This is a genomic window from Bradyrhizobium liaoningense, assembly GCF_018130785.1.
Taxonomy (GTDB): domain Bacteria; phylum Pseudomonadota; class Alphaproteobacteria; order Rhizobiales; family Xanthobacteraceae; genus Bradyrhizobium; species Bradyrhizobium liaoningense_A.
This window is the reverse complement of sequence record NZ_JAFCJT010000008.1, coordinates 1-22,222: the sequence shown is the minus strand read 5'-3', so window position 1 is coordinate 22,222 and position 22,222 is coordinate 1. Positions and strand designations below refer to the sequence as shown.

The 22,222-nt window shown below is 64.3% G+C and carries 26 protein-coding genes; 18 read left to right on the top strand and 8 right to left on the bottom strand.

The features are described 5' to 3' along the window. Positions 1-87: 87 nt before the first annotated feature. On the bottom strand, positions 88-633 hold the full coding sequence (locus JQ627_RS18695) for an invasion associated locus B family protein (RefSeq protein WP_212485624.1): 546 nt from the start codon (positions 631-633) through the stop codon (positions 88-90). A 447-nt stretch (positions 634-1,080) separates the two neighbouring features. Between JQ627_RS18695 and coxB the strand changes: the two genes are divergently transcribed. The 9 genes from coxB (at position 1,081) to JQ627_RS18650 (ending at position 8,255) form a co-directional block, all read left to right on the top strand. Further along, on the top strand, positions 1,081-1,923 hold the full coding sequence (gene coxB, locus JQ627_RS18690; protein WP_212485623.1) for a cytochrome c oxidase subunit II: 843 nt from the start codon (positions 1,081-1,083) through the stop codon (positions 1,921-1,923). 87 nt (positions 1,924-2,010) lie between these two features. After that, positions 2,011-3,627 (top strand): cytochrome c oxidase subunit I, encoded by a 1,617-nt coding sequence (gene ctaD / locus JQ627_RS18685; protein WP_212485622.1) that lies wholly within the window; start codon positions 2,011-2,013, stop codon positions 3,625-3,627. Between the two features lie 61 nt (positions 3,628-3,688). Next, positions 3,689-4,633, top strand: coding sequence for a heme o synthase (locus JQ627_RS18680; protein ID WP_212485621.1), 945 nt, complete (start codon positions 3,689-3,691; stop codon positions 4,631-4,633). Next, positions 4,630-4,806 (top strand): CoxF protein, encoded by a 177-nt coding sequence (locus JQ627_RS18675; protein WP_212485620.1) that lies wholly within the window; start codon positions 4,630-4,632, stop codon positions 4,804-4,806. The genes JQ627_RS18680 and JQ627_RS18675 overlap by 4 nt, the downstream gene beginning before the upstream one ends. A gap of 5 nt (positions 4,807-4,811) precedes the next feature. Continuing rightward, a complete protein-coding gene (locus JQ627_RS18670) occupies positions 4,812-5,444 on the top strand; it encodes a cytochrome c oxidase assembly protein (RefSeq protein WP_212485619.1) in 633 nt (210 codons plus the stop codon). Between the two features lie 79 nt (positions 5,445-5,523). Then, on the top strand, positions 5,524-6,420 hold the full coding sequence (locus tag JQ627_RS18665) for a cytochrome c oxidase subunit 3 (RefSeq protein WP_212485618.1): 897 nt from the start codon (positions 5,524-5,526) through the stop codon (positions 6,418-6,420). 199 nt (positions 6,421-6,619) lie between these two features. Then, positions 6,620-7,021 carry a DUF983 domain-containing protein gene (locus JQ627_RS18660; protein ID WP_028151624.1) on the top strand — a complete coding sequence of 134 codons (402 nt, stop codon included), beginning with the start codon at positions 6,620-6,622 and terminating at the stop codon, positions 7,019-7,021. Further along, the gene (locus JQ627_RS18655) at positions 7,018-7,773 is read left to right on the top strand and encodes an SURF1 family protein (protein WP_212485617.1); all 756 of its coding nucleotides are present in this window, start codon (positions 7,018-7,020) and stop codon (positions 7,771-7,773) included. The genes JQ627_RS18660 and JQ627_RS18655 overlap by 4 nt, the downstream gene beginning before the upstream one ends. Before the next feature lie 116 nt (positions 7,774-7,889). After that, on the top strand, positions 7,890-8,255 hold the full coding sequence (locus tag JQ627_RS18650; protein WP_212485616.1) for a nuclear transport factor 2 family protein: 366 nt from the start codon (positions 7,890-7,892) through the stop codon (positions 8,253-8,255). Here JQ627_RS18650 and JQ627_RS18645 read toward each other — a convergent pair. Beyond that, positions 8,252-9,589 carry a histidine kinase gene (locus JQ627_RS18645; RefSeq protein ID WP_212485615.1) on the bottom strand — a complete coding sequence of 446 codons (1,338 nt, stop codon included), beginning with the start codon at positions 9,587-9,589 and terminating at the stop codon, positions 8,252-8,254. The genes JQ627_RS18650 and JQ627_RS18645 overlap by 4 nt on opposite strands. An 86-nt stretch (positions 9,590-9,675) precedes the next feature. Here JQ627_RS18645 and JQ627_RS18640 point away from each other — a divergent pair, with 86 nt between their 5' ends. The 5 genes from JQ627_RS18640 (at position 9,676) to JQ627_RS18620 (ending at position 14,968) form a co-directional block, all read left to right on the top strand. Next, positions 9,676-10,320, top strand: coding sequence for a response regulator transcription factor (locus JQ627_RS18640; RefSeq protein ID WP_212485614.1), 645 nt, complete (start codon positions 9,676-9,678; stop codon positions 10,318-10,320). Between the two features lie 545 nt (positions 10,321-10,865). Beyond that, positions 10,866-12,284 (top strand): threonine synthase, encoded by a 1,419-nt coding sequence (gene thrC / locus JQ627_RS18635; protein ID WP_212485613.1) that lies wholly within the window; start codon positions 10,866-10,868, stop codon positions 12,282-12,284. Further along, positions 12,281-13,570, top strand: a complete 1,290-nt coding sequence (locus JQ627_RS18630; RefSeq protein WP_212485612.1) for a pitrilysin family protein — start codon at positions 12,281-12,283, stop codon at positions 13,568-13,570. Before thrC ends, JQ627_RS18630 begins: the two co-directional genes overlap by 4 nt. Positions 13,571-13,609: 39 nt before the next feature. Then, positions 13,610-14,197 carry a GNAT family N-acetyltransferase gene (locus JQ627_RS18625; RefSeq protein WP_008139934.1) on the top strand — a complete coding sequence of 196 codons (588 nt, stop codon included), beginning with the start codon at positions 13,610-13,612 and terminating at the stop codon, positions 14,195-14,197. 120 nt (positions 14,198-14,317) lie between these two features. Further along, positions 14,318-14,968 carry a hypothetical protein gene (locus JQ627_RS18620; RefSeq protein ID WP_212485611.1) on the top strand — a complete coding sequence of 217 codons (651 nt, stop codon included), beginning with the start codon at positions 14,318-14,320 and terminating at the stop codon, positions 14,966-14,968. A 207-nt stretch (positions 14,969-15,175) separates the two neighbouring features. Here JQ627_RS18620 and JQ627_RS18615 read toward each other — a convergent pair whose 3' ends face one another. From JQ627_RS18615 to JQ627_RS18595, 5 genes are all read right to left on the bottom strand, one after another. Next, complete coding sequence (locus JQ627_RS18615; RefSeq protein WP_212485610.1) at positions 15,176-15,661, bottom strand: ATP F0F1 synthase subunit B; 486 nt, start codon at positions 15,659-15,661, stop codon at positions 15,176-15,178. A 5-nt stretch (positions 15,662-15,666) separates the two neighbouring features. Further along, the gene (locus JQ627_RS18610; protein WP_212485609.1) at positions 15,667-16,233 is read right to left on the bottom strand and encodes a F0F1 ATP synthase subunit B; all 567 of its coding nucleotides are present in this window, start codon (positions 16,231-16,233) and stop codon (positions 15,667-15,669) included. A 60-nt stretch (positions 16,234-16,293) separates the two neighbouring features. After that, the gene (locus tag JQ627_RS18605) at positions 16,294-16,521 is read right to left on the bottom strand and encodes a F0F1 ATP synthase subunit C (protein WP_018643436.1); all 228 of its coding nucleotides are present in this window, start codon (positions 16,519-16,521) and stop codon (positions 16,294-16,296) included. Between the two features lie 53 nt (positions 16,522-16,574). Further along, positions 16,575-17,324, bottom strand: a complete 750-nt coding sequence (locus tag JQ627_RS18600; RefSeq protein ID WP_183246109.1) for a F0F1 ATP synthase subunit A — start codon at positions 17,322-17,324, stop codon at positions 16,575-16,577. Positions 17,325-17,435: 111 nt separating this feature from the next. Then, positions 17,436-17,810, bottom strand: a complete 375-nt coding sequence (locus tag JQ627_RS18595; RefSeq protein ID WP_212485608.1) for an AtpZ/AtpI family protein — start codon at positions 17,808-17,810, stop codon at positions 17,436-17,438. 75 nt (positions 17,811-17,885) lie between these two features. On the opposite strand from JQ627_RS18595, the gene JQ627_RS18590 reads away from it, so the two are divergent. From JQ627_RS18590 to JQ627_RS18580, 3 genes are all read left to right on the top strand, one after another. Continuing rightward, positions 17,886-18,128 carry a hypothetical protein gene (locus tag JQ627_RS18590; protein ID WP_212485607.1) on the top strand — a complete coding sequence of 81 codons (243 nt, stop codon included), beginning with the start codon at positions 17,886-17,888 and terminating at the stop codon, positions 18,126-18,128. Between the two features lie 41 nt (positions 18,129-18,169). Then, on the top strand, positions 18,170-18,688 hold the full coding sequence (locus JQ627_RS18585) for a hypothetical protein (RefSeq protein ID WP_212485606.1): 519 nt from the start codon (positions 18,170-18,172) through the stop codon (positions 18,686-18,688). 133 nt (positions 18,689-18,821) lie between these two features. After that, the gene (locus JQ627_RS18580; RefSeq protein WP_212485605.1) at positions 18,822-19,295 is read left to right on the top strand and encodes a secondary thiamine-phosphate synthase enzyme YjbQ; all 474 of its coding nucleotides are present in this window, start codon (positions 18,822-18,824) and stop codon (positions 19,293-19,295) included. Between the two features lie 62 nt (positions 19,296-19,357). Here the strand turns inward: JQ627_RS18580 and JQ627_RS18575 are convergent, their stop codons facing one another. After that, positions 19,358-20,983, bottom strand: a complete 1,626-nt coding sequence (locus JQ627_RS18575; protein WP_196236586.1) for an MFS transporter — start codon at positions 20,981-20,983, stop codon at positions 19,358-19,360. A gap of 343 nt (positions 20,984-21,326) precedes the next feature. Here JQ627_RS18575 and JQ627_RS18570 point away from each other — a divergent pair, with 343 nt between their 5' ends. After that, complete coding sequence (locus JQ627_RS18570; protein WP_212485604.1) at positions 21,327-21,998, top strand: response regulator transcription factor; 672 nt, start codon at positions 21,327-21,329, stop codon at positions 21,996-21,998. The last annotated feature ends 224 nt before the right edge of the window (positions 21,999-22,222 follow it).

The following is a 22,222-nucleotide window of genomic DNA, read 5'->3' as shown; positions in this document are numbered from 1 at the left end:
ATAATGGTTTCCCGGCAGTTCCGCGAGGGCGCCAAGTGCCACATTACGAAACGATAGGATTCGCCGGGGGGCGGACGCGCCTGCCCCCTACGGCAGCTTGTCATAGCCCTCGCCGAGCCCGTTCAGGCTGAGCGGGAAGCCGATACCCTCTTCCGGAGTCTCGAAGATGATGAAGGTCGCGGTCTTGGCGGTGCGGAGCTGGCCGAGCAGCTTGTCGTCCATGACGACCTCGGCGACGCAGCCATTGGGCAGGCAGCGGACGAAGCCGGCGCGGCCGACGTCCTGGTTATCGAGCTTCAGCCCGAGGCCGGAGGGCAGCAGCACGCCGAGCGGGGCGACCACCCGCATCAGCCGGCTTTTCTGGTCGGCGGTCTTGAGCACGATCACGGTGAGGCCGGCATTGGAGCGGTCTTCGGCCACCACGCTCTGAATCAGGGCGCATTGCTCGGTCTGGGCGCCCGGCGGGGTGTCGCAGCGGATCTGCCAGTCGCCATGGACGGAGCGCACCGCGCCCTGCGCATAGGCGAGGCCTGGGAGCGCCAGGACGACGACCGCCGCCAGCAGGGCCGCCAGCATCGTGAGGCGACTAGCCTGCCTTGCCATGCTTCTTGCCATGCTTCTCGAAAACCCCATCGGGTCGGTCCCTCTGCTCGCCTGGGTCGCTCGCGCATGGCGGACTGATACGGGAATGACGGCGTCTTGAAGGCGATTCGCAAGCAAATTCCGCGCCGCCCACACCGCCGTCGCCCGCACGAATCAGGTTCCTGCGCGGCTGTCTGCCAGTGCCTACCTCGGGCAATTACGCTGTCAAGCCGCAGCATCCCGGGAAACGGTATTTTTGTCTGATGTTACTAGGAAATATCTTGCGGGTGATGGCTGACAGACGGGGCTCAAGACTGCATTGCGATAGATCAAGAATTATGGTTTGAGAGGCTTGATTTCGGCGTTCTCACGATCTGGCCCTGATTCCTCTTAGAGGTATTCTTGCGCGGTGGTTTGTCAGACGGGCGGATCGAATAAGCATTTCCCGGAAATAGGGGAATGCACTTGGGGTGATTTCGTTAGGGGAGCGCGAACGGCATGAGGATGTCGATGGGCCACGTGGGCCGGCACTTGCTGGGATTGGCCGTGGCGGGTCTGACGCTGGCGACGAGCGGTGCGACATTCGCCGCCGAGCTCGGGCAACCGGCGCCGTGGGAGTGGACGCTTCAGCAATCCGCCTCCCCGGTGATGGATAATATCGTCTGGTTCCACAACTTCCTGTTCGTGCTGATCACGCTGATCACGCTTTTCGTTCTGGCGTTGCTGGTGATCGTGGTCATGAAGTTCAACGCGAAGGCCAATCCGGTACCGTCGCGGACCACCCACAACACGCTGATCGAGGTGGCGTGGACGCTCATTCCGGTGCTGATCCTGGTCGGTATATCGGTGCCGTCGTTCCGCCTGCTGTTCCTTGAGCTCGACGTGCCGAAGGCGGATATCACCATCAAGGCGACCGGCAAGCAGTGGTATTGGTCCTATGCCTATCCGGATAACGGCAAGTTCGAGTTCGACTCGCTGATGGCCCAGGACAAGCAGCCCCGGCTGCTCGGTGTCGACAACGAGATGGTCGTGCCGGTGAACAAGGTGGTTCGTGTCCAGGTTACCGGCGCAGACGTCATCCACGCCTTCGCGCTGCCGGCATTCGGCGTCAAGATCGACGCCATTCCGGGGCGGCTGAACGAGACCTGGTTCAAGGCCACCAAGACCGGCATGTTCTATGGCCAATGCTCGGAGCTCTGCGGCAAGGACCACGCCTTCATGCCGATCGCGATTCGCGTGGTGGAGGACCAGGAATTCGCCTCCTGGGTCGAGACGGCGAAGAAGAAATTTGCGAGCGGCGGCACCAGCACTTTCGCCTCCGCGGCCGGCCCGACGCAGTAAGCGCCGGGTCAAGGCTCGAGGGACTGAAAGCGACATAAAGGGCGGGACCTCCAGAGGTCCGAACGGGACGCAAGGCAGGATTTGAAAATGGCAACGAGCGCAGCGGCACACGGCGATCACGCGCATGACCACGAGCACGCCCATCCGACCGGATGGCGTCGCTACGTCTATTCGACCAATCACAAGGACATCGGCACGATGTACCTGATCTTCGCGGTCATCGCCGGCGTCATCGGCGCCGCGATGTCGATCGCGATCCGTGCCGAGCTAATGTATCCGGGCGTGCAGATCTTTCACGAGACGCACACCTACAATGTGTTCGTGACCTCGCACGGCCTGATCATGATCTTCTTCATGGTCATGCCCGCGATGATCGGCGGCTTCGGCAACTGGTTCGTGCCGCTGATGATTGGCGCGCCGGACATGGCGTTCCCGCGCATGAACAACATCTCGTTCTGGCTGCTGCCGGCCTCGTTCGCGCTGCTGCTGATGTCGACCTTCGTCGAGGGCGAGCCGGGTGCCAACGGCGTCGGCGCCGGCTGGACCATGTACGTGCCGCTGTCGAGCTCGGGTCACCCGGGCCCGGCCGTCGACTTCGCGATCCTGTCGCTCCATCTGGCGGGCGCCTCGTCGATTCTCGGCGCCATCAACTTCATCACCACGATCTTCAACATGCGCGCGCCGGGCATGACCCTGCACAAGATGCCGCTGTTCGTGTGGTCGATCCTGGTGACGGTGTTCCTGCTGCTGTTGTCGCTGCCAGTGCTCGCCGGTGCGATCACCATGCTGCTCACCGACCGCAACTTCCACACGACGTTCTTCGCGCCTGACGGTGGCGGCGACCCCGTGCTGTTCCAGCATCTGTTCTGGTTCTTCGGTCACCCCGAGGTGTACATCCTGATCCTGCCCGGCTTCGGCATGGTCAGCCAGATCATCTCCACCTTCTCGCGCAAGCCCGTGTTCGGCTACCTCGGCATGGCCTACGCCATGGTCGCGATCGGCGGCATCGGCTTCGTGGTGTGGGCGCACCACATGTACACGGTCGGCATGTCGTCGGCGACGCAGGCCTATTTCGTCGCCGCGACGATGGTCATCGCCGTTCCAACCGGCGTGAAGATCTTCTCGTGGATCGCCACGATGTGGGGCGGCTCGATCGAATTCCGCGCCCCGATGATCTGGGCGGTGGGCTTCATCTTCCTGTTCACGGTCGGTGGCGTCACCGGCGTCGTACTGGCGAACGCGGGCGTCGACCGCGTGCTCCAGGAGACCTATTATGTCGTCGCGCACTTCCACTACGTGCTGTCGCTCGGTGCGGTGTTCGCGATCTTCGCCGGCTGGTACTACTGGTTCCCGAAGATGTCGGGCTACATGTACAACGAGACGCTCGCGAAGGCGCACTTCTGGGTCACCTTCATCGGCGTCAACCTGGTTTTCTTCCCGCAGCACTTCCTCGGCCTGTCGGGTATGCCCCGCCGCTACGTCGATTATCCCGACGCGTTCGCGGGCTGGAACCTGGTTTCCTCGGTCGGCTCCTACATCTCCGGCTTCGGGGTGTTGATCTTCCTCTACTGCGTGCTCGACGCCTTCATGAAGAAGGTGCCGGCCGGCGACAATCCGTGGGGTGCAGGCGCGACCACGCTGGAGTGGACGCTGACCTCGCCGCCGCCCTTCCACCAGTTCGAAGTGCTGCCCCGCGTGCAGTGATCGATCTCCCGCGGCGCCCGTGACGGGCGCCGCGGCTCTACAACGAAGCGAGTCAAAACTAGTGTCCGTCCTCGACCACCACGCCGTCGACATCAATCCCCGCATCTCCGAAGCGGAGGTTCGCGACTACATCGCGCTGCTGAAGCCGCGGGTGATGTCGCTGGTGATCTTCACCGCGCTGGTCGGGATGGCGATGGCGCCCGGGCATTTCCACTGGGTGCTGGCGATCACCTCGCTGCTCTGCATCGCCGTCGGTGCCGGCGCCTCCGGTGCGCTCAACATGGCGCTCGAAGGCGATATCGACGCCAAGATGTCGCGCACGGCAAACCGGCCGATTCCGCGCGGCCGCATCACCCGTCCCGAGGCGATGACGTTCGGCATGACGCTCGCCTTCTTCTCGGTGATGACGCTCGGTATCCTCGTCAACTGGATCGCGGGCGCGCTGCTCGCCTTCACCATCTTCTTCTACGTCGTCATCTACACGATGGGCCTGAAGCGCTGGACCGCGCAGAACATCGTGATCGGTGGCGCCGCCGGCGCGCTGCCGCCGGTGGTGGCGTGGGCCGCGGTCACAGGCACGGTCGACGTCGAGCCGTTGCTGCTGTTCGCCATCATCTTCTTCTGGACCCCGCCGCACTTCTGGGCGCTGGCGCTGTTCCGCTCCGACGACTACGCGCGCGCCGGCATTCCGATGCTGCCCAACGTCGCCGGTCCCGACGCGACGCGTCTGCAGATCCTGCTCTACACGATCGTGCTGATCGCGGTGGCCGCCGCGCCCTGGGCGCTCGGCTATTTCGACGCCATCTACGGCGTGGTCTCGCTGATCCTCGGCGCCGGCATGCTGGTGCTCGCGATCAACGTCTATATGCGCCGCGAGCGCAGCCAGTCGCTGCGCGCGACCCGCAAGCTGTTTGCCTTCTCGATCCTGTATCTGTTCGTGCTGTTCGCAACCCTGCTTGCCGAGGTCGTGTTCCGGGCGCTTGCTCCGATGGTTGGGGGCGCATGATCGCAGCAATGATCGACAAACCCGAGCCAGATGGAATCGTCCTCACCGAGGCGCAGAAGAAGAGCCGTCGTCAGCGCTCGATTGCGATCGCGCTCGCGCTTGGCGTGCTCGTGGTGCTGTTCTTCGCCGTCACCATGGTCAAGGGACCGGCGGTGCTCGTCCGGCCGATGTAGGGAAGATGGATCGAGAGCCCACCATATCGCGGGATCAGAGCCGGACGGCCAAAAAAGGCCTCGGCCGTGACGTGCTGGTCGCCTCGATCTGCGGCGGCGTGGTGGCGCTGATGGTCGGTGCCTCCTACGCGGCGGTGCCGTTCTATAACTGGTTCTGCCGCGCCACCGGCTTCAATGGCACGACCCAGGTCGCAACCTCCGCGCCCGCCACCGGCCCGATCGCGCGCAAGATCGCGGTGCGCTTCGATTCCAACGTCGCGCCCGGCCTGCCCTGGAAGTTCGAGCCGGAGCAGAGCGAGATCGAGGTCAATATCGGCCAGGTCGTGACCGTCTTCTACACCGTGACCAACCAGGCCGCGCGCACCACCGCGGGCCAGGCCGCCTACAACGTCGCGCCGCTGACGGTCGGATCTTATTTCCAGAAGATCAACTGCTTCTGCTTCACCGAACAGACCATGGCGCCCGGCGAGAAGCGCGAGATGCCGGTCGTGTTCTACGTCGATCCGTCGATCGCCGATGATCACGAGAACGACGGGCTGAACACGATCACTTTGTCCTACACGTTCTATCCGGTGCGCGATCCCGTGGTGAAGCCGCTGGCGTCGGGCGAAGACGACAAACGCAAGGGAAATCTCTGACCGCCGGGCTCACGCCGCGGGGGTTGGACACAAGGGGATAAGTGCCGGACAGGCACGGGATTGAGGAGAGAGACCGCAAATGGCAACGGCGCACACCAAGCATCACGACTACCACCTGGTCGATCCCTCCCCGTGGCCCGTCGTCGGCTCCATCTCGGCCTTCATCATGGCGGTCGGCGCGATCACCTGGATGCATCACATGTTCTCGGCCGCGCCGATCATCTTCGGCGTCGGCACCGTCGGCGTGATCTACACCATGGCGAGCTGGTGGGCCGATGTGATCAAGGAAGCCCAGTACAAGGGCGATCACACCCGCGTCGTGCAGCTGCATCACCGCTACGGCATGATCCTGTTCATCGCCTCCGAGGTGATGTTCTTCGTCGCCTGGTTCTGGGCCTATTTCAACGCGGCGCTGTTCCCGGCCGATGCCGTCCACGCCACCCGCGACGCGGTGTTCGGCTGCGGCCTCGGCACCGCGGCCGGTGCCTGCTCCGTCCCCGGCACCTGGCCGCCCCACGGCATCGAGACCTTCGATCCCTGGCATCTGCCGCTCCTGAACACGCTGATCCTGCTGACATCAGGCACCACCGTGACCTGGGCGCACCACGCGCTGCTCGAGAACGATCGCCAGGGCCTGAAATACGGCCTGATCCTCACCGTCGTGCTCGGCGCGCTCTTCACCTGCGTGCAGGCTTATGAGTACAGCCACGCGGCGTTCTCGTTCGGCGGCAATGTCTACGGCGCGACTTTCTTCATGGCGACCGGCTTCCACGGTTTCCATGTGCTGGTCGGCACCATCTTCCTGCTGGTCTGCCTGTTCCGCGCTTATGCGGGCCATTTCACGCCGACACAGCATCTCGGCTTCGAGTTCGCCGCCTGGTACTGGCACTTCGTCGACGTGGTCTGGCTGTTCCTGTTCCTCTGCATCTATGTGTGGGGACACGGCGCCGAGACCATGGCCCACGGCGCGCACTGAGCGGCATTGGATCGATCAGAAAGGGCGGCCGCAGGGCCGCCCTTTCGCTTTTGGGCGGCCGGAAGCTTTGGCGGAAACTGTGATTGAGCGTTTTCGAGCGAAGTGGATACCGGTTCGCGTGAAGAAAACGCGTCAAAACAAGAATCTAGAGCTTCGGTTCTGATTCAATCAGAGCCGATAATGCTCTAGAGTCCGCGACATGAACGACACCGCCGGCCCATCCGAGCCCGAGACCACCGTCCTGCAAAGCGCGATGCGCGGCCTCGCCTGCAAATGCCCGCGCTGCGGCCAGGGCAAGCTCTATGCGGGCTTCCTGACGCTTGCACCGAGCTGCGACCGTTGCGGGCTCGACTATGCCTTCATCGACACCGGCGACGGTCCTGCGATCTTCATCATCATGCTGGCCGGCGGGATCGTCGTTGCGTGCGCACTGATCGTCGAGGTCAAATACCAGCCGCCATACTGGCTGCATGCCGCGCTGTGGCTGCCGCTGATCCTCGCCACTACGCTGTTGCCGCTGCGCGCGATGAAGTCGCTGCTGATCGCGCTGCAATTCCACCACAAGGCGGCGCCGGGCCGGCTGGTCGACCGCGCGAAATGAACGAGGCCGCGCGCAAGCCCCGCGTGGCCGGCTTCGCGCTGTTCACGCTTTTCCTGGCCGCCGTCTTGGTCGCGCTCGGCGTCTGGCAATTGCAGCGCCGCGTCGCGAAACATCAGTTGATCGCCGCATTGACCGAGCGTCTCGCGGCGGCACCTGTTGCGTTGCCGCCGCCGTCGCAATGGAGCACGCTGACGCCGGAGCGGGACGAATTCCGTCGGGTCACATTTACGGCGACCTACGAGTCCCGTCTGGATGCGATGGTCTACAGTTCCGGCTCCGCCATCCGCTCCGACATTTCCGGCCCCGGCACCTGGGCTTTCCTTCCCGCACGGCTGCCTGGCGGCGATATGGTCGCGGTCAACGCGGGCTTCGTGCCGAACACCCAACAGGACCGCGCCCTGCAGGATCGGGCGGTCGCGCGACTCATTACCAACAAGCCGGCGATGTTGACCGGCTACGTCCGTTTCCCCGAAACAGCCAGCGTGCTGATGCCTGACGCTGAGCGTGACAAACGGCTGTGGTTCACCCGCGATCATCTCGCCATGTCCCGGGCGCTCGGCTGGGGCACGGTCGCGCCGTTCTACATCGACCTGGAGCGGCCGGTGCCCGAGAACGGCATTCCGCGTCCCGGCCCGCTCGACGTGCATCTGAAGGACGATCATTTGCAATACGCCATCACCTGGTTCGCGCTTGCGGGAGCGGTGCTGATCGCATTCGGCGTCTGGGCGAGGGGACGGCGGCACCCGGCCTGAAATTTCCGTAGGTCCCTGGAGGAAACCCGGTATCGCCCGGGGTTTATTATTCAGCGCATATTCACGAGGGTGGTCCTAAGCCGCGTGCAGATTGTCGCGGCAGACAGGATTTTGGTGTGAGCGATTTCGACCAGATGGGAATTGTCGTCGACTGGGTGGACGCCTGCCGGAAGGGCGACCTCGCGACGCTGCTCGACCTCTATGCGGACGACGCGCAGGTCGAATGCATGTGTAACGGCACGCGATACTATCGCGGACGACGCGAGCTCGAAACCTATTGGGGGCCGCGGCTCAGCACCTTCTCGTCGGCTGGCTTCGGTCTGGAGGAGATCAATCCAGTGCCGCTTGGTGTTGATCTCGAATATTCCGTCGCGGGCTCGCTGCGCATCCACGCCTCGTTTCGCTTCAGTCCCGAAGGCAAGATCTACAGCACCCTGTGCGAGCCGGCGGAGCAGACTCCCCACGCCGGTTGCGCGTGCTAGCCAGCCGCCGGCTCGTCTCGCGCCGCCTTGACCGGCAGGCGGCAACGCACGTAGGTCCGTTGATCCGCGCGCAGCAGTGACAGCGATCCGCTGAGCGCGCGCACGCGCTCGTGCATGCCCGTCAGGCCGCGGCCGAAGACGTTGTCGGCGGGAAAGCCGCCGCCGTCGTCGGAGATCTCAATCGTGAGCATCTCGCCGGCAATGGCCGCCAGCACATGGACATGGTTCGCCCCGGCGTGGCGCAGCACGTTGGTCAGCGCCTCCTGGATCAGGCGATAGACGGTCTGGGCCAGCGGTCCCTCGATCTCGTTCAGACCAGGATCGATCGTGTCCGTCAGACTGATAAGCGGCGCCTGTCTGCGAAAGTTCTGAAGCAGCGTCTGCACGCTGGTCTCGAGCCCCAATTCCTCGATGTAGAGCGGCCGCAGCCGGTCGAGGATGCGGCGGTTGGTCTGCTGGAGCGCCTCGACCGATCGCATCACCTCCTGCGCCGGATTGCCGAGATTTCCCGCCGGCGAAGTCTCGATCAGCGCGATCGTGCCGGCGCGGATGCCGAACAGTAGCGGTCCGAGCTCGTCGTGCAGTTCGCGCGCGAGATCGCGCCGCTCGTCGTCCTGGAGCGACACCAGGCGGTGTAACAGGTCGCGATTATCCTGACTCAATTGCGCGAGCGTCATCGCCAGCGCATTGGCTTCCTCGCAGCTTTGCCGGATCTCCGGCGGTCCTTCGACCGGGATCGGCGTGGCATAATCGCCGCGCCGGATTCGCGTGAGGCCCGCGCCGAGATTTTGCAGGGGACGCAGCGCCGATCCCGCAAAGAGATGGGCAATGGTTCCAGTCAGGACCATCAGCACGGCGATGAGGCTGGTCAGCGCCAGGAAGCCGACCCATTTCTCGAACAGGTCGGCCGACAGGTCGGGCATGAACACAATGTCGCCGACGCGCCTGCCCTCGATGATGACGGGAGATGCCGCGTCCATGTCGGGGATGGCGATCAGGTTCACGAACCATTGCGGCACGCCATGCAGGCCGTGCAGGCTGTCCCTCGCAGGGGGCGCGGGACCCGCTTCCGCTGAACGGAATTGAATATCCGAGGAGGTGTCCAAAGAAAGGACAAATGCATCGAGTATCTTCCGCGGGTCGTCCGAGGCCCTCAGGGTGTTGTTGAGCGCCGCGGCGACCGTCCGGGTCGAGCGTCGCCCCGGCTCATTCTCGTCGGCAAGCTGCCCCGTCGCGAAGGTCTGGAGCAGCACGCCGCCCATGACCAGCGCGGCAAGGAAGCTCAGGCCGAGCGGAAGAAACAATTGTGTTCTGAACGAGAGCCGTTGCCACATTAGGTCAATTCTAACGCGCATTGGCGGGATTTGCTCTTTCCATTTGTTCCCGCCGGTCTATGAGTCAAAAAACAAGAGAGCGCGCGATGCAAGATACCGCCAAGCCGGCGACCCGAGTTCTGATCGTCGACGACCATCCCGTGGTGCTGTCAGGGTGCCGCACCCTTTTCGCGTCCGACCACTCGATCCGTATCGACGAGGCGACCGACGCCAAATCCGGGCATCGCGCCTATGTCAGCAAGCGGCCCGACGTCACCGTCATCGACATCAGCCTGCCCGACGTCTCCGGTTTCGAGCTGATGCGGCGGATCCGCAAGGACGACCCTGATGCCAAGATCATCATGTTCAGCATGAACGACGATCCGGCCTTCGTGGTGCGGGCGGTCGAGCTTGGCGCGCAGGGTTATGTCTCCAAGGGCGACGATCCCCGGATTCTGCTCAAGGCGGTGCGCAAGGTGGTCGCGGGCGACAACTACATCTCGCCGCAGCTCGCGGAGGCTGTCACGTTCTCCGGTGCAGCGATCAAGGCCAATCCGGCCTCGCAAATGACGCCGCGGGAGCTCGAAATTCTCCGCCTGCTTGGCCGTGGCGACAAGATCGTCGAGGTCGCCGAGGCGCTCGGCATCTCCTACAAGACGGTCGCCAACACCACGTCCCTGCTCAAGCAGAAGCTGGGCGCCAAGAACCATTCCGACCTGATCAGGATCGCGGTGGAAATCGGGATGAGCTGACGGCCCGGCACCGAACCGGCTGCTCCAGGATGCAGCCGGTCCGGCCGGGCGGATCGGGTCTCGGCGCGCAGCCGGGCAATGCATGGACCGCGCCGACACCATCCGCCGACACAATGGGGCGAAGTGATATTCGTTCCTGAATAATCCGAAAATTCGGGAAAAAGCGGCAATAGAGCGCGCGCACTCGCTGGGATGCGTTTGCGAAAATCGAAACGTGCCGGGAAAAATAGGAACATCTTCTTGCCGCCGTCGTTTTGGCTCTTGACGATTTCGTGACGGGCGAGGAGAACTTGGTCGACAGTTTTGGCGGGTCGGCGACCCGCACGAGGCAAACCGGTCTGCACATATCAACGACAGACCTTCCAAGAGGGGGCTGCGGCATCGCCGTAGCCCTTTTTCGTTGGGCGGGGCGCGGGCGGGAAGCGGTTTCCCGATGCCGCAAAACACTCTATGGTGGCCACACGCCTCTGGCTGTTAACAAGTAGTTCCGTAAAATCAAAGGCTTATGGATCAGGCTCAGGGCCGGCCGGCCTTTGGAGGGCAGTTTGACTCGCTATATCTCGACCCGGGGCGAGGCCCCAGAACTCGGCTTCTGCGACGTGATGCTGACAGGGCTTGCCCGCGATGGCGGCCTGTATGTGCCGGCGACCTGGCCGCAGCTCTCGACCGAGGCCATCGCTGGCTTCTTCGGCCGTCCCTATTGGGAGGTCGCGGTCGATGTAATCCGTCCGTTCGCCGGCGGCGAGATTTCGGATGCCGAGCTCGGCCGCATGGCGAACGAGGCCTATGCCACCTTCCGCCATCCGGCGGTGGTGCCGTTGCGCCAGATGACGCCGAATCAATTCGTGCTGGAGCTCTTCCACGGTCCGACGCTCGCCTTCAAGGATGTGGCGATGCAGCTGATCTCGCGGCTGATGGATCACGTCCTCGCCAAGCGCGGCCAGCGCACCACCATCGTGGTCGCGACGTCCGGCGACACCGGCGGCGCTGCGGTCGAAGCCTTCGCAGGGCTCGAGAATGTCGATCTCATCGTGCTGTTTCCGCACGGCCGCATCTCCGAGGTGCAGCGGCGGATGATGACCTCGACAGGCGCGGCCAACGTCCACGCCCTCGCCATCGAAGGCAATTTCGACGACTGTCAGGCGCTCGTGAAGGGGATGTTCAACAACCATCGCTTCCGCGATGCGACCTCGCTCTCCGGCGTCAATTCCATCAACTGGGCGCGCATCGTCGCCCAGGTGGTCTACTACTTCACCTCCGCCGTTGCCGTCGGTGCGCCGGCGCGCACGGTGGATTTCGTCGTGCCGACCGGCAATTTCGGCGACATCTTTGCCGGCTACGTTGCCAAGCGCATGGGTCTTCCCGTACGCACCTTGCGCATCGCCGCCAACGTCAACGACATCCTGGCGCGCACGCTGAAGACCGGGATCTACGAGGTGCGCGAGGTGCACGCCACCGCGTCGCCGTCGATGGACATCCAGATCTCCTCGAATTTCGAGCGGCTGCTGTTCGAGGCCGGCCGGCGCGATGCGGCCGGCCTGCGCCGTCTGATGGACTCGCTGAAGCAGTCGGGGCGCTTCGTGTTGCCTGACGCGACGCTGGCGGCAATCCGTGAGGAATTCGACGCCGGGCGGGCCGACGAGACCGAGACTGCTGCCGCGATCCGCGCCGCCTGGCGCGAGGCGGGCGAGCTGGTCGATCCCCACACCGCAGTCGCGCTTGCTGTCGCCGACCGCGACACCACCGACACGACGGTCCCCAGCATCGTGCTGTCCACGGCCCATCCGGCCAAATTCCCCGATGCGGTCGAGGCGGCCTGCGGCCAGCGGCCGCAACTGCCCGCCTGGCTCGACGGTCTCATGACCAAATCCGAACACATGAAGGTGATGAAGAACGATCAGGCCGAGGTCGAGCGGTTCGTGCTGTCGGTCAGCCGGGCCGCAAAACAGGGAGTTGCCGGATGAGCGTCGAGATTTCCAAGCTTGCCTCCGGCCTGACCGTCGTCACCGACAGGATGCCTCATCTCGAGACCGCGGCGCTCGGCGTCTGGGCCGGCGTCGGCGGGCGCGACGAGAAGCCGAACGAGCACGGCATCTCGCATCTGCTCGAGCACATGGCGTTCAAGGGCACGACCAAGCGCTCCTCGCGCGAGATCGTCGAGGAGATCGAGGCGGTCGGCGGCGACCTCAATGCCGGTACCTCGACCGAGACCACATCCTATTATGCGCGGGTGCTGAAGGCCGACGTGCCGCTCGCGCTCGACGTGCTCGCCGACATCCTCGCCAATCCGGCCTTCGAGCCCGACGAGCTGGAGCGCGAGAAGAACGTCATCGTGCAGGAGATCGGCGCGGCGCAGGACACGCCCGACGACGTCGTGTTCGAGCACCTCAACGAGCTCTGCTATCCCGACCAGCCGATGGGCCGCTCGCTGCTCGGCACCGCCAAGACCTTGCGCGCCTTCAACCGCGACATGCTGCGCGGCTATCTGTCGACGCATTATCGCGGGCCCGACATGGTGGTGGCGGCAGCCGGCGCGGTCGATCACAAGCAGGTCGTCGCCGAGGTCGAGCAGCGTTTTGCGAGTTTCGAGGGGACGCCGGGTCCGAAGCCGCAAGCAGCCCAGTTCGGCAAAGGCGGCGCCAAGGTGGTGCATCGCGAGCTCGAGCAGGCGCATCTGACGCTGGCGCTGGAAGGCGTGCCGCAGAGCGATTTGTCGCTGTTCTCGCTCCAGGTCTTCACCAACATCCTCGGCGGCGGGATGTCGTCGCGGCTGTTCCAGGAGGTGCGCGAGAAGCGCGGCCTCTGTTACTCCATCTACTCGTTCCACGCGCCCTATACCGACACCGGCTTCTTCGGCCTCTACACCGGCACCGATCCGGCCGACGCGCCGGAGATGATGGAGGTCGTGGTCGACATCATGAATGATTCGGTGGAGACGCTGACCGAGGCCGAGATCGCGCGGGCCAAGGCGCAGATGAAGGCGGGCCTCCTGATGGCGCTGGAGAGCTGCTCGTCCCGCGCCGAGCAGCTTGCCCGGCATGTGCTGGCCTATGGCCGGCCGCAGACGGTCGAGGAGCTGGTGGCCCGGATCGACGCCGTCAGCGTCGAATCGACTCGGGATGCGGCGCGTGCGCTGCTTTCGCGGAGCCGCCCTGCGGTTGTTGCATTGGGCAGCGGCAGGGGTCTGGACACGGCGGTGTCTTTTGCGGAAGGATTGACCCGGGCACGTGCCAAGGCGCGGCTGCATTAGGAGCCGCGCGCGGGCTGATCTGCCCCGGGAAGCATCACCATGGCCCTATTTCGCCTGCCATCCAGTGGACCTGCCGCCCTCGCGCCGCGCGGCAACGGCCTGCTGCTGCGTGCGCCGCAGATGTCGGACTTCTTGCAGTGGGCGCATTTGCGCGAGTCCAGCCGCGACTACCTCACGCCCTGGGAACCGATCTGGCCCTCCGACGATCTCACCCGGTCCGGCTTCCGCCGTCGCCTGCGGCGCTATTCCGAGGACATCGCCGCGGACCGATCCTATCCGTTTCTGATCTTCCGCGAGCTCGATGGCGCCATGGTCGGCGGCATCACGCTCGCCAATGTCCGCCGTGGCATCGTCCAGGCCGGCACCATCGGCTATTGGGTCGGCAAGCCTCATGCCCATCGCGGCTACATGACGGCTGCGCTCCGGGTGCTGCTGCCGACGCTGTTCGGCGAGCTCAATCTGCATCGGGTCGAGGCCGCCTGCATCCCCACCAATGCGCCGTCAATCCGGGTGCTGGAGAAGTGCGGCTTCTCCCGCGAGGGGCTGGCGCGCCGCTATCTCTGCATCAACGGGGTCTGGCAGGACCATTTGCTGTTCGGTCTGCTGCACGAGGATTTCCGCGGCTGACCCCTCCATTCATGTAACCAAAGTCGCGTCGTGTCGCCTTGGGTTCGCCGATTTTGGCGATATAAACCGCTGGCCGGGCCGGCGATCGGCCGCAAGATTTGTCATGGAGTACGGGCGTTGATGGTGAAGGAGCTTCGGTCATCGCGGAATGCGTTGCGGCGGGGGACGGGGGTCGCGCTGGCGCTGTCGGTCGCGTTCGCGTCGGTCTCGCCGGTGGCGGCCCAGTCGCTCACCGACCGCTTCAAGAGCCTGTTCGGCGGCAAGTCCGACGAGTCGGCCCAGCCCAAGCCGCCGCCTGCGCCCGGCCAGCCGGCCGAAGACGAGGTCGATTGCCCGCAGGTCACGGTGCGCGCGGGGGCCTCGACCTATGCGGTCGGTGTCACCGGCAAGCCGGCGGTGGGCAACGAGATCCGCTTCCAGGCCTCGATCACCAAAATGGCGCGCGAATGCGCCCGCAGCGCCGAGGGCATCACGGCCCGCATCGGCATCCAGGGGCGGGTGATCGCAGGTCCCGCCGGTGCGCCCGCGACCGTCGAGGTGCCCTTGCGCGTCGCCGTGGTGCAGGGCGGCGTCGGCGAGAAGGTGATCGCCTCGAAGGCCTATCGGACCACCGTCGAGATGAGTGACGGCGGCAGCGTACCCTTCAGCTTCATCGTCGAGGATCTGGCCTATCCGATGCCGTCGGCCAAGGTCGCCGATTCCTACATCTTCTATGTCGGCTTCGACCCGCAGGCGCTCTCGCCCGAGCCGAAGGCGCGGAAGAAGAAGTAGGGCAAGATCTCGCGGCAATCTCAACTGTCATTGCCCGCGAAGGCGGGCAATCCAGTATTCCGAGACAGCGAGGCCAGAATCGAGATGCCGCGGCGTACTGGATCACCCGCCTTCGCGGGTGATGACATCCGATGTGTTGCTACAGACCGCCAAACAAAAAAGCCGGCGCTCGCGCGCCGGCTTTTTGATTGGTGAGGACGAAAACCCTCAGTTCAGCTTCTGCCGAACCTCGGCGATGCCCTTGGCGAGCATATCGTCGGCGACCTGGCCCTTGACCGACTGCGACAGGATCGTGGAGGCGGCCTGGACGGCGGCTTCCGCGGCTGCGGCGCGGACATCGGCCAGCGCCTGGGCCTCGGCAAGCGCGATCTTGCTCTCCGCGGTCTTGGTGCGGCGGGCGACGAAGTCTTCCATCTTCGCCTTGGCTTCGGTCGCGATGCGCTCGGCTTCGGACTTGGCGTTGGCGATGATGTCGGCAGCCTCGCGCTCGGCGGTGGCACTGCGCGCCTTGTAGTCGGCGAGCACCTTGGCCGCTTCCTGCTTGAGGCGCGTCGCGTCGTCGAGCTCGGCCTTGATGCGGGCGGCGCGATGGTCGAGTGCAGTCATCGCCGACTTGAAGACCCCGAGATAGGCGAACACGACCATCAGGATCACGAAGGCGACGGCGACCCAGGTTTCAGGATCGAAGAACATATCGACTAACCCTTCAAGGACGCATCAACGGCGGCATTGACCGACGCCGCATCCGGAACGACGCCGGTCAACTGCTGCACGATCTGGCCTGCGGCATCGGCCGCGATGCCGCGGACGTTGCTCATGGCGGTCGTGCGGGTCGAGGCGATGGTCTTCTCCGCCTCGGCGAGCTTGGCCGCCAGCTGCTCTTCCAGGGTCTTGCGTTCGGCTTCCGCCTGCGCATTCGCCTTGTCGCGGGATTCGTTGCCGATCGCCTGTGCCCGCGAACGCGCCGAAGCGAGCTCGCCTTCATAGGCCTTCAACGCCGCCTCGGACTGATCCTTCAGCTTCTGCGCTTCGGCGAGGTCACCCTCGATCTTGTTCTGACGCGCTTCGATCGCACCGCCGACCTTCGGCAGAGCGAGCTTGGACACGATCACGTAAAGCAGGACGAAGAAGATCGCGAGCGACACCAGCTGTGAAGCAAAGGTGCTGCTCTCGAACGGCGGAAAGCCGCCGCCATGATGGCCGCCATCGGCTTCGGTGTGGGCGCCCGCCGCCGGACCTTTTGCCCCGCCATGACTCTCGGCCATGGAGTACTCCTGTTGCTGTCACGCGCCGCTTCGGATGAAGCGGCGCGAAAGAAGTCGTTCTTAGAAAACGAACAGCAGAAGCAGCGCGATCAGCAGCGAGAAGATGCCGAGCGCTTCGGTCACGGCGAAGCCGAAGATCAGGTTACCGAACTGGCCCTGAGCAGCCGAGGGGTTGCGGACGGCTGCGGCGAGGTAGTTGCCGAAGATCACGCCCACGCCGACGCCCGCGCCGCCCATGCCGATGCATGCGATGCCCGCGCCGATAAGTTTTGCTGCTGCCGGATCCATTTTAGACTCCTTGGAAGAAAGATTGGGTTGTGGGTGGAAATTCCCCGGACCGCTCAGTGTCCCGGATGAATGGCGTCGTTGAGGTAGATGCAGGTCAGGATCGCAAACACATAGGCTTGCAGGAACGCGACCAGAATCTCCAGCGCGTAGAGCGCGACCGTGAGCGCCAGCGGCAGCACGCCGCCGACCCAGCCGATGGCGCCGAGCGAGAAGCCCAGCATGGCGACGAAGCCCGCGAACACCTTCAGCGCGATATGGCCGGCCAGCATGTTGGCGAACAGACGAATGCTGTGCGAGACCGGCCGCAGGAAGAACGACAGGATCTCGATGAACATGACCAGCGGCAGAATGTAGCCCGGGACGCCGTGAGGAACGAAAATCGAGAAGAATTTCAGACCGTTCTTGGCGACGCCGTAGATCAGCACGGTGAAGAAAACCAGCAGCGCCAGTCCTACGGTGACGATCAGGTGGCTCGAGACCGTGAAGGTGTAGGGGATGATGCCGACCAGGTTCGAGACGCAGATGAACATGAACAGCGAGAAGATCAGCGGGAAGAACTTCATGCCTTCCGCGCCGGCCGTCGAACGGATGGTCGAGGCGACGAATTCGTAGGAGATCTCGGCGACCGACTGCAGGCGGCCGGGAACCAGCTGAGTTCCGCTGGCAAGCATCAGGATCGAGATGATCGCCACCGCCACCAGCATGTAGAGCGACGAATTGGTGAAGGCGATCGTGTGATTGCCGATATGGCCCAGGGTGAAGAGAGGCTCGATGTTGAACTGGTGGATCGGGTCGATTTTCATCAGCGCGGCATCTCTTGGTCTGCCGGGCGATGCCGGCGGGTCTCGGTCTGCCGGCCGGGCCGGCCCGTACCGGCAGGACCGGTACGATCATTCCTCTCCTGTGCGGATCGCTTAGGAACCACCGCGCCTGCTTTGACCCGCGCCTGCCGATCTCACCACATTCACCACGCCGGCCACGAAGCCCAGCAGCAGGAACACGATAAATCCGAAAGGCGACGTCGACAGCAAGCGGTCGAACCCCCAGCCAATCCCCGCTCCGACAACGACACCGGCGACCAACTCGGAGGATAACCGGAAACCAAGCGCCATCGCCGAAGCTCTGGCCGCTCTGTCTTCACCGTCACCTGCGGGTTGCTCGGTCTTGGCGCGGCGGTCACGAACCTCGGACAACCGCTGATCAAGATTTCCGAGCCGTTCGGAAAGCGCAGCTTCCTCGGGCGATCTATCGCGATCTCCATTCTCGCCGTGCCCCGTGCCCTGTGTCATGCAACGAAGACCCGAAACGCTGCGGCTGAATGGAAATTACGCCCGCCACCCTCAAAAGCCGCGCGGACCATACTGATGGCCCATAATCAAGTCAAGCCAAGTCACGATTGCGTCGCTTTCTGTTATGTGGCTGATTTACTTGATGATATTGGCGCGCGCGGCAGCGCTGCACACAGCGTGACGCCGCACCGCAGCAGCTCTCCTCATGATCGGCGAATACGACCGCCATTTCGTCCTGCTGACGGGATCAAAGGGATTGCCGCGATCGTTGATATCGGTTGCGTGTTTTGGGCGGCAGATTGTCTCGCCGGGGTGTAGAATTGAAGAGAAGCTGCAGAAGCGCCATGGCGGAGAGCGCGATGAGACCAGCGAATTCATCCACAGCATCATGGCTTGCAGCGGCGGTATTCGCCGCGGCGATGACCATCGGCGGCGGTCTGGCTGCCGCACAGTCCGCGCCCGACAGCGAAAACGGCCGCTACAGCATGACGCCCATCCCCGAAGGCGTGCTGCGGCTCGACACCCGCACCGGCACGGTATCGACCTGCACCAAGAATGGTGCCGGCTGGGCCTGCTACGCGGTGCCCGACGAGCGTACCGCGCTCGACGCCGAGATCGGCCGGCTCCAGGCCGAAGTCGAGAAGCTGAGGGGGCAGATCGCGGCGGGGCCGACCGTATCAGGCAAGATCGACGAGCCGCTGCCAAAATCCGATCCGCTCAAGAAGGAGCCGAAGGTCGCCGAGGGGGACCGCAAGATCGAGATTCCGCTGCCCAGCGACCAGGATCTCGATCGCGTGATGTCATTCCTGGAAAAGGCCTGGCGCCGGCTGATCGACATGGCCAACCGCGTGCAGAAGGACGTCTCGGGGAAGATCTAACGCATGACGAGATGCCGTAGGGTGGGCAAGGGTGCGAAGCGCCGTGCCCACCACCTTGACCTCGTTGCGTAGATTGGTGGGCACGCTTCGCTTTGCCCGCCCCACGGCGGCTTTCCGAATAGAGAGACATTTCATGACGTCAACCAAATCCGTCACGCGCTCGGCGCCATCGTCGGTGCAAGCCACCACCGTCGCATCGTCACTGCTGACCGTGCAGACGCCCGGCCGCGGCTTCACCGATCTCACCAGCGAAGCTGCGAAGTTCATCAATGAGGTTCACGCCCGCGATGGCGTCCTGACGCTGTTCATTCGTCACACCTCGGCTTCGCTGACGATCCAGGAGAACGCCGATCCGTCCGTGCTCGTCGACCTCACCACGGTACTGTCGCGGCTCGCGCCCGAGAATGCCGGCTGGACGCACGACACCGAGGGCCCGGACGACATGCCGGCACACGTCAAGACGATGTTGACGCAGACCTCGCTTCAGGTCCCGGTCCTCAACGGCAAGCTCGCGCTCGGCACCTGGCAGGCGATCTACCTGATCGAGCACCGCCAGCGCCCGCACCGGCGCGAGGTCGTTCTGCAATTCATCGGCGGCGATCAGTAGGGACAAAACAAAACCGGCCGCGGAGACCGCGGCCGGTTCGTGTTGTCGATCGGTGCTGTCGATCAGGTCGCCTTGATGTCGACGTCCTTGGTCTCGGGCAGGAAGAAGAAGCCGATCACGACAGTGATTGATGCGAAGATGACCGGATACCAGAGGCCCGCATAGATATCGCCGGTCGAGGCCACGATCGCGAACGCGGTCGCGGGCAGCAGGCCGCCGAACCAGCCGTTACCGATGTGGTAGGGCAACGACATCGAGGTGTAGCGGATGCGGGTCGGGAACAGCTCGACCAGCATCGCGGCGATCGGGCCGTACACCATGGTGACGAAGATCACCAGGATGAACAGCAGCCCGACGGTCGCGGCGACCTGCGGACGGAAGATGTCGAACGGATGCGACATCTTCACAATGCCCGCATCGCCCGGCTTCGGATAGCCGGCTGCCTGCACGGCGGCGAGCAGCGCGGGATTGCCGTCCTTGGCGTTGGCGTAGGCGACGTCCTTGCCGTTGACCACCACCTTCACGCCCGAGCCGGCCGGGCCGGGCACGGTCGAGTACTTGACCGACGCCCCCGACAGGTAGGCGCGTGCGGTGTCGCAGGGCGCGCTGAAGACGCGGGTGCCGACCGGGTTGAACAGGTCGCCGCAACCCGCGGGATCCGCCACCACGTCGACCTTGACCGACTCGATCGCCTTTTCCAGCGCCGGGTTGGCGTTGGTGGTGATCATCTTGAAGATCGGGAAGAAGGTCAGCGCCGCGATCAGACAGCCGCCGAGGATGATCGGCTTGCGGCCGATCTTGTCGGAGAGCACGCCGAACACGATGAAGAAGCCGGTGCCGAGCAGCAGCGACCATGCGATCAGGAGGTTGGCGGTATAGCCGTCGACCTTCAGGATCGATTGCAGGAAGAACAGCGCGTAGAACTGGCCGGTGTACCAGACCACGCCCTGGCCCATCACGCCGCCGAGCAGCGCGAGCAGAACGAGCTTGCCGTTCTGCCAGTTGCCGAAGGCTTCCGTGAGCGGCGCCTTCGAGCTCTTCCCTTCGTCCTTCATCTTCTGGAAGATCGGCGATTCATTGAGGCGGAGCCGGATCCAGACCGAGATGCCGAGCAGCAGCACCGAGACCAGGAACGGAATGCGCCAGCCCCAGGCCGCGAAATCGGCTTCGCCGGTCGCGGTGCGGGTGAACAGGATCACCAGCAGCGACAGGAATAGGCCGAGCGTCGCCGTGGTCTGGATGAAGGAGGTGTAATAGCCGCGCTTGCCGTTCGGCGCGTGCTCCGCGACGTAGGTCGCCGCACCGCCATATTCACCGCCGAGCGCCAGGCCCTGGGCAAGGCGCAGCGCGATCAGGATGATCGGGGCCGCGATGCCGATGGTCGCAGCGTTCGGCAGCAGGCCGACGATGAAGGTCGACAGACCCATGATCAGGATGGTGACGAGGAAGGTGTATTTGCGGCCGACGATGTCGCCGACCCGGCCGAACACGATGGCGCCGAACGGACGGACGAGGAAGCCCGCCGCGAAGGCCAGCAGCGCGAAGATGTCGCGCGTTGCCGGCGGATAGGCCGAGAAGAACTGTGCGCCGATGATGCCGGCAAGCGAACCGTAGAGGTAGAAGTCGTACCACTCGAAGACGGTACCGAGCGAGGAGGCGAGAATGACGAAACGTTCGTCCTTCGTCATCCCTCCTGCGCCTGCCTGAGACACAGCCATTGTCGACATGTTGAGTCGCTCCCCGAAATGCGTTTCCTCGCGCCCCGGATGTCCGGTCATGCCGGATCAACCCAGGTCTTGCCCGCAAGGTAACATCGGCGTGAAACCGGCCCCAATACGACTTTCGGCCTTGCGCACTGACGCGCACCTGACACCGCGGACCTTTCAATCCGGCACGATCGCGCTCGACCGCGGGTTAACCCCGTTCCCGCAAAGGGATAATGCCCACTTGCATGCCACGGCCGGTCGGGAAAGAATTGACCAAGGCCCCGGGCCGGCCTACTGGCCCGGTGCGAATGCCAGCAAGAGAACGATGAGCGCTCCTTCGACCCATCTCGTCATCGCCGATGACCATCCCCTGTTCCGCGACGCGTTGCGGCAAGCGGTGGCGGGCGTCCTGACCTCGGCCAGGATCGACGAGGCCGGATCGTTCGAGGATCTCACCAAGTTCCTGGAACAGACATCAGACGTCGATCTGGTCCTGCTCGACCTCTCGATGCCCGGGATCTCCGGCTTTTCCGGCCTGATCTATCTGCGTGCGCAATACCCTGCCATCCCGGTGGTGATCGTCTCGGCCTCCGACGACAGCGCCACGATCCGCCGCTCGCTCGATTTCGGCGCCTCCGGTTTCATCCCCAAGCGATTCGGCGTCGAGACCTTGCGCGACGCCATTCTCAAGGTGATGGAGGGTGACGTCTGGGTTCCCGCCGACACCGATCTATCGGCCGCCGCCGATCCCGACATGACGCGCCTGCGCGACCGCCTGGTGACGCTGACGCCGCAGCAGGTGCGAGTGCTGATGATGTTGTCCGAGGGACTGCTCAACAAGCAGATCGCCTATGAGCTCGGCGTCTCCGAGGCCACCATCAAGGCGCATGTCTCGGCGATCCTGCAAAAGCTCGGCGTCGAGAGCCGCACGCAGGCGGTGATTGCCGCGGCGAAGATCGCCGGCGGCCAGTGGAAGCAGGGCACCCCGACAGGGTGAGCCTCGGGGTGCAATCAGCTCCGTCCCCGTCATCCTGAGGTGCTCGCGAAGCGAGCCTCGAAGGATGAACGGCCCGGCTGGTACCTCGGCCGTTTCATCCTTCGAGGCTCCCGGCGCGATGCTTTTGCATCGCGCCACTCGCACCTCAGCGACTGTGTTCTTCGTCAAGCGGGTTGCCATTGTTTTTGGTCCCTGAGCATGGCGTTGAGGATGGTGAGGACTTT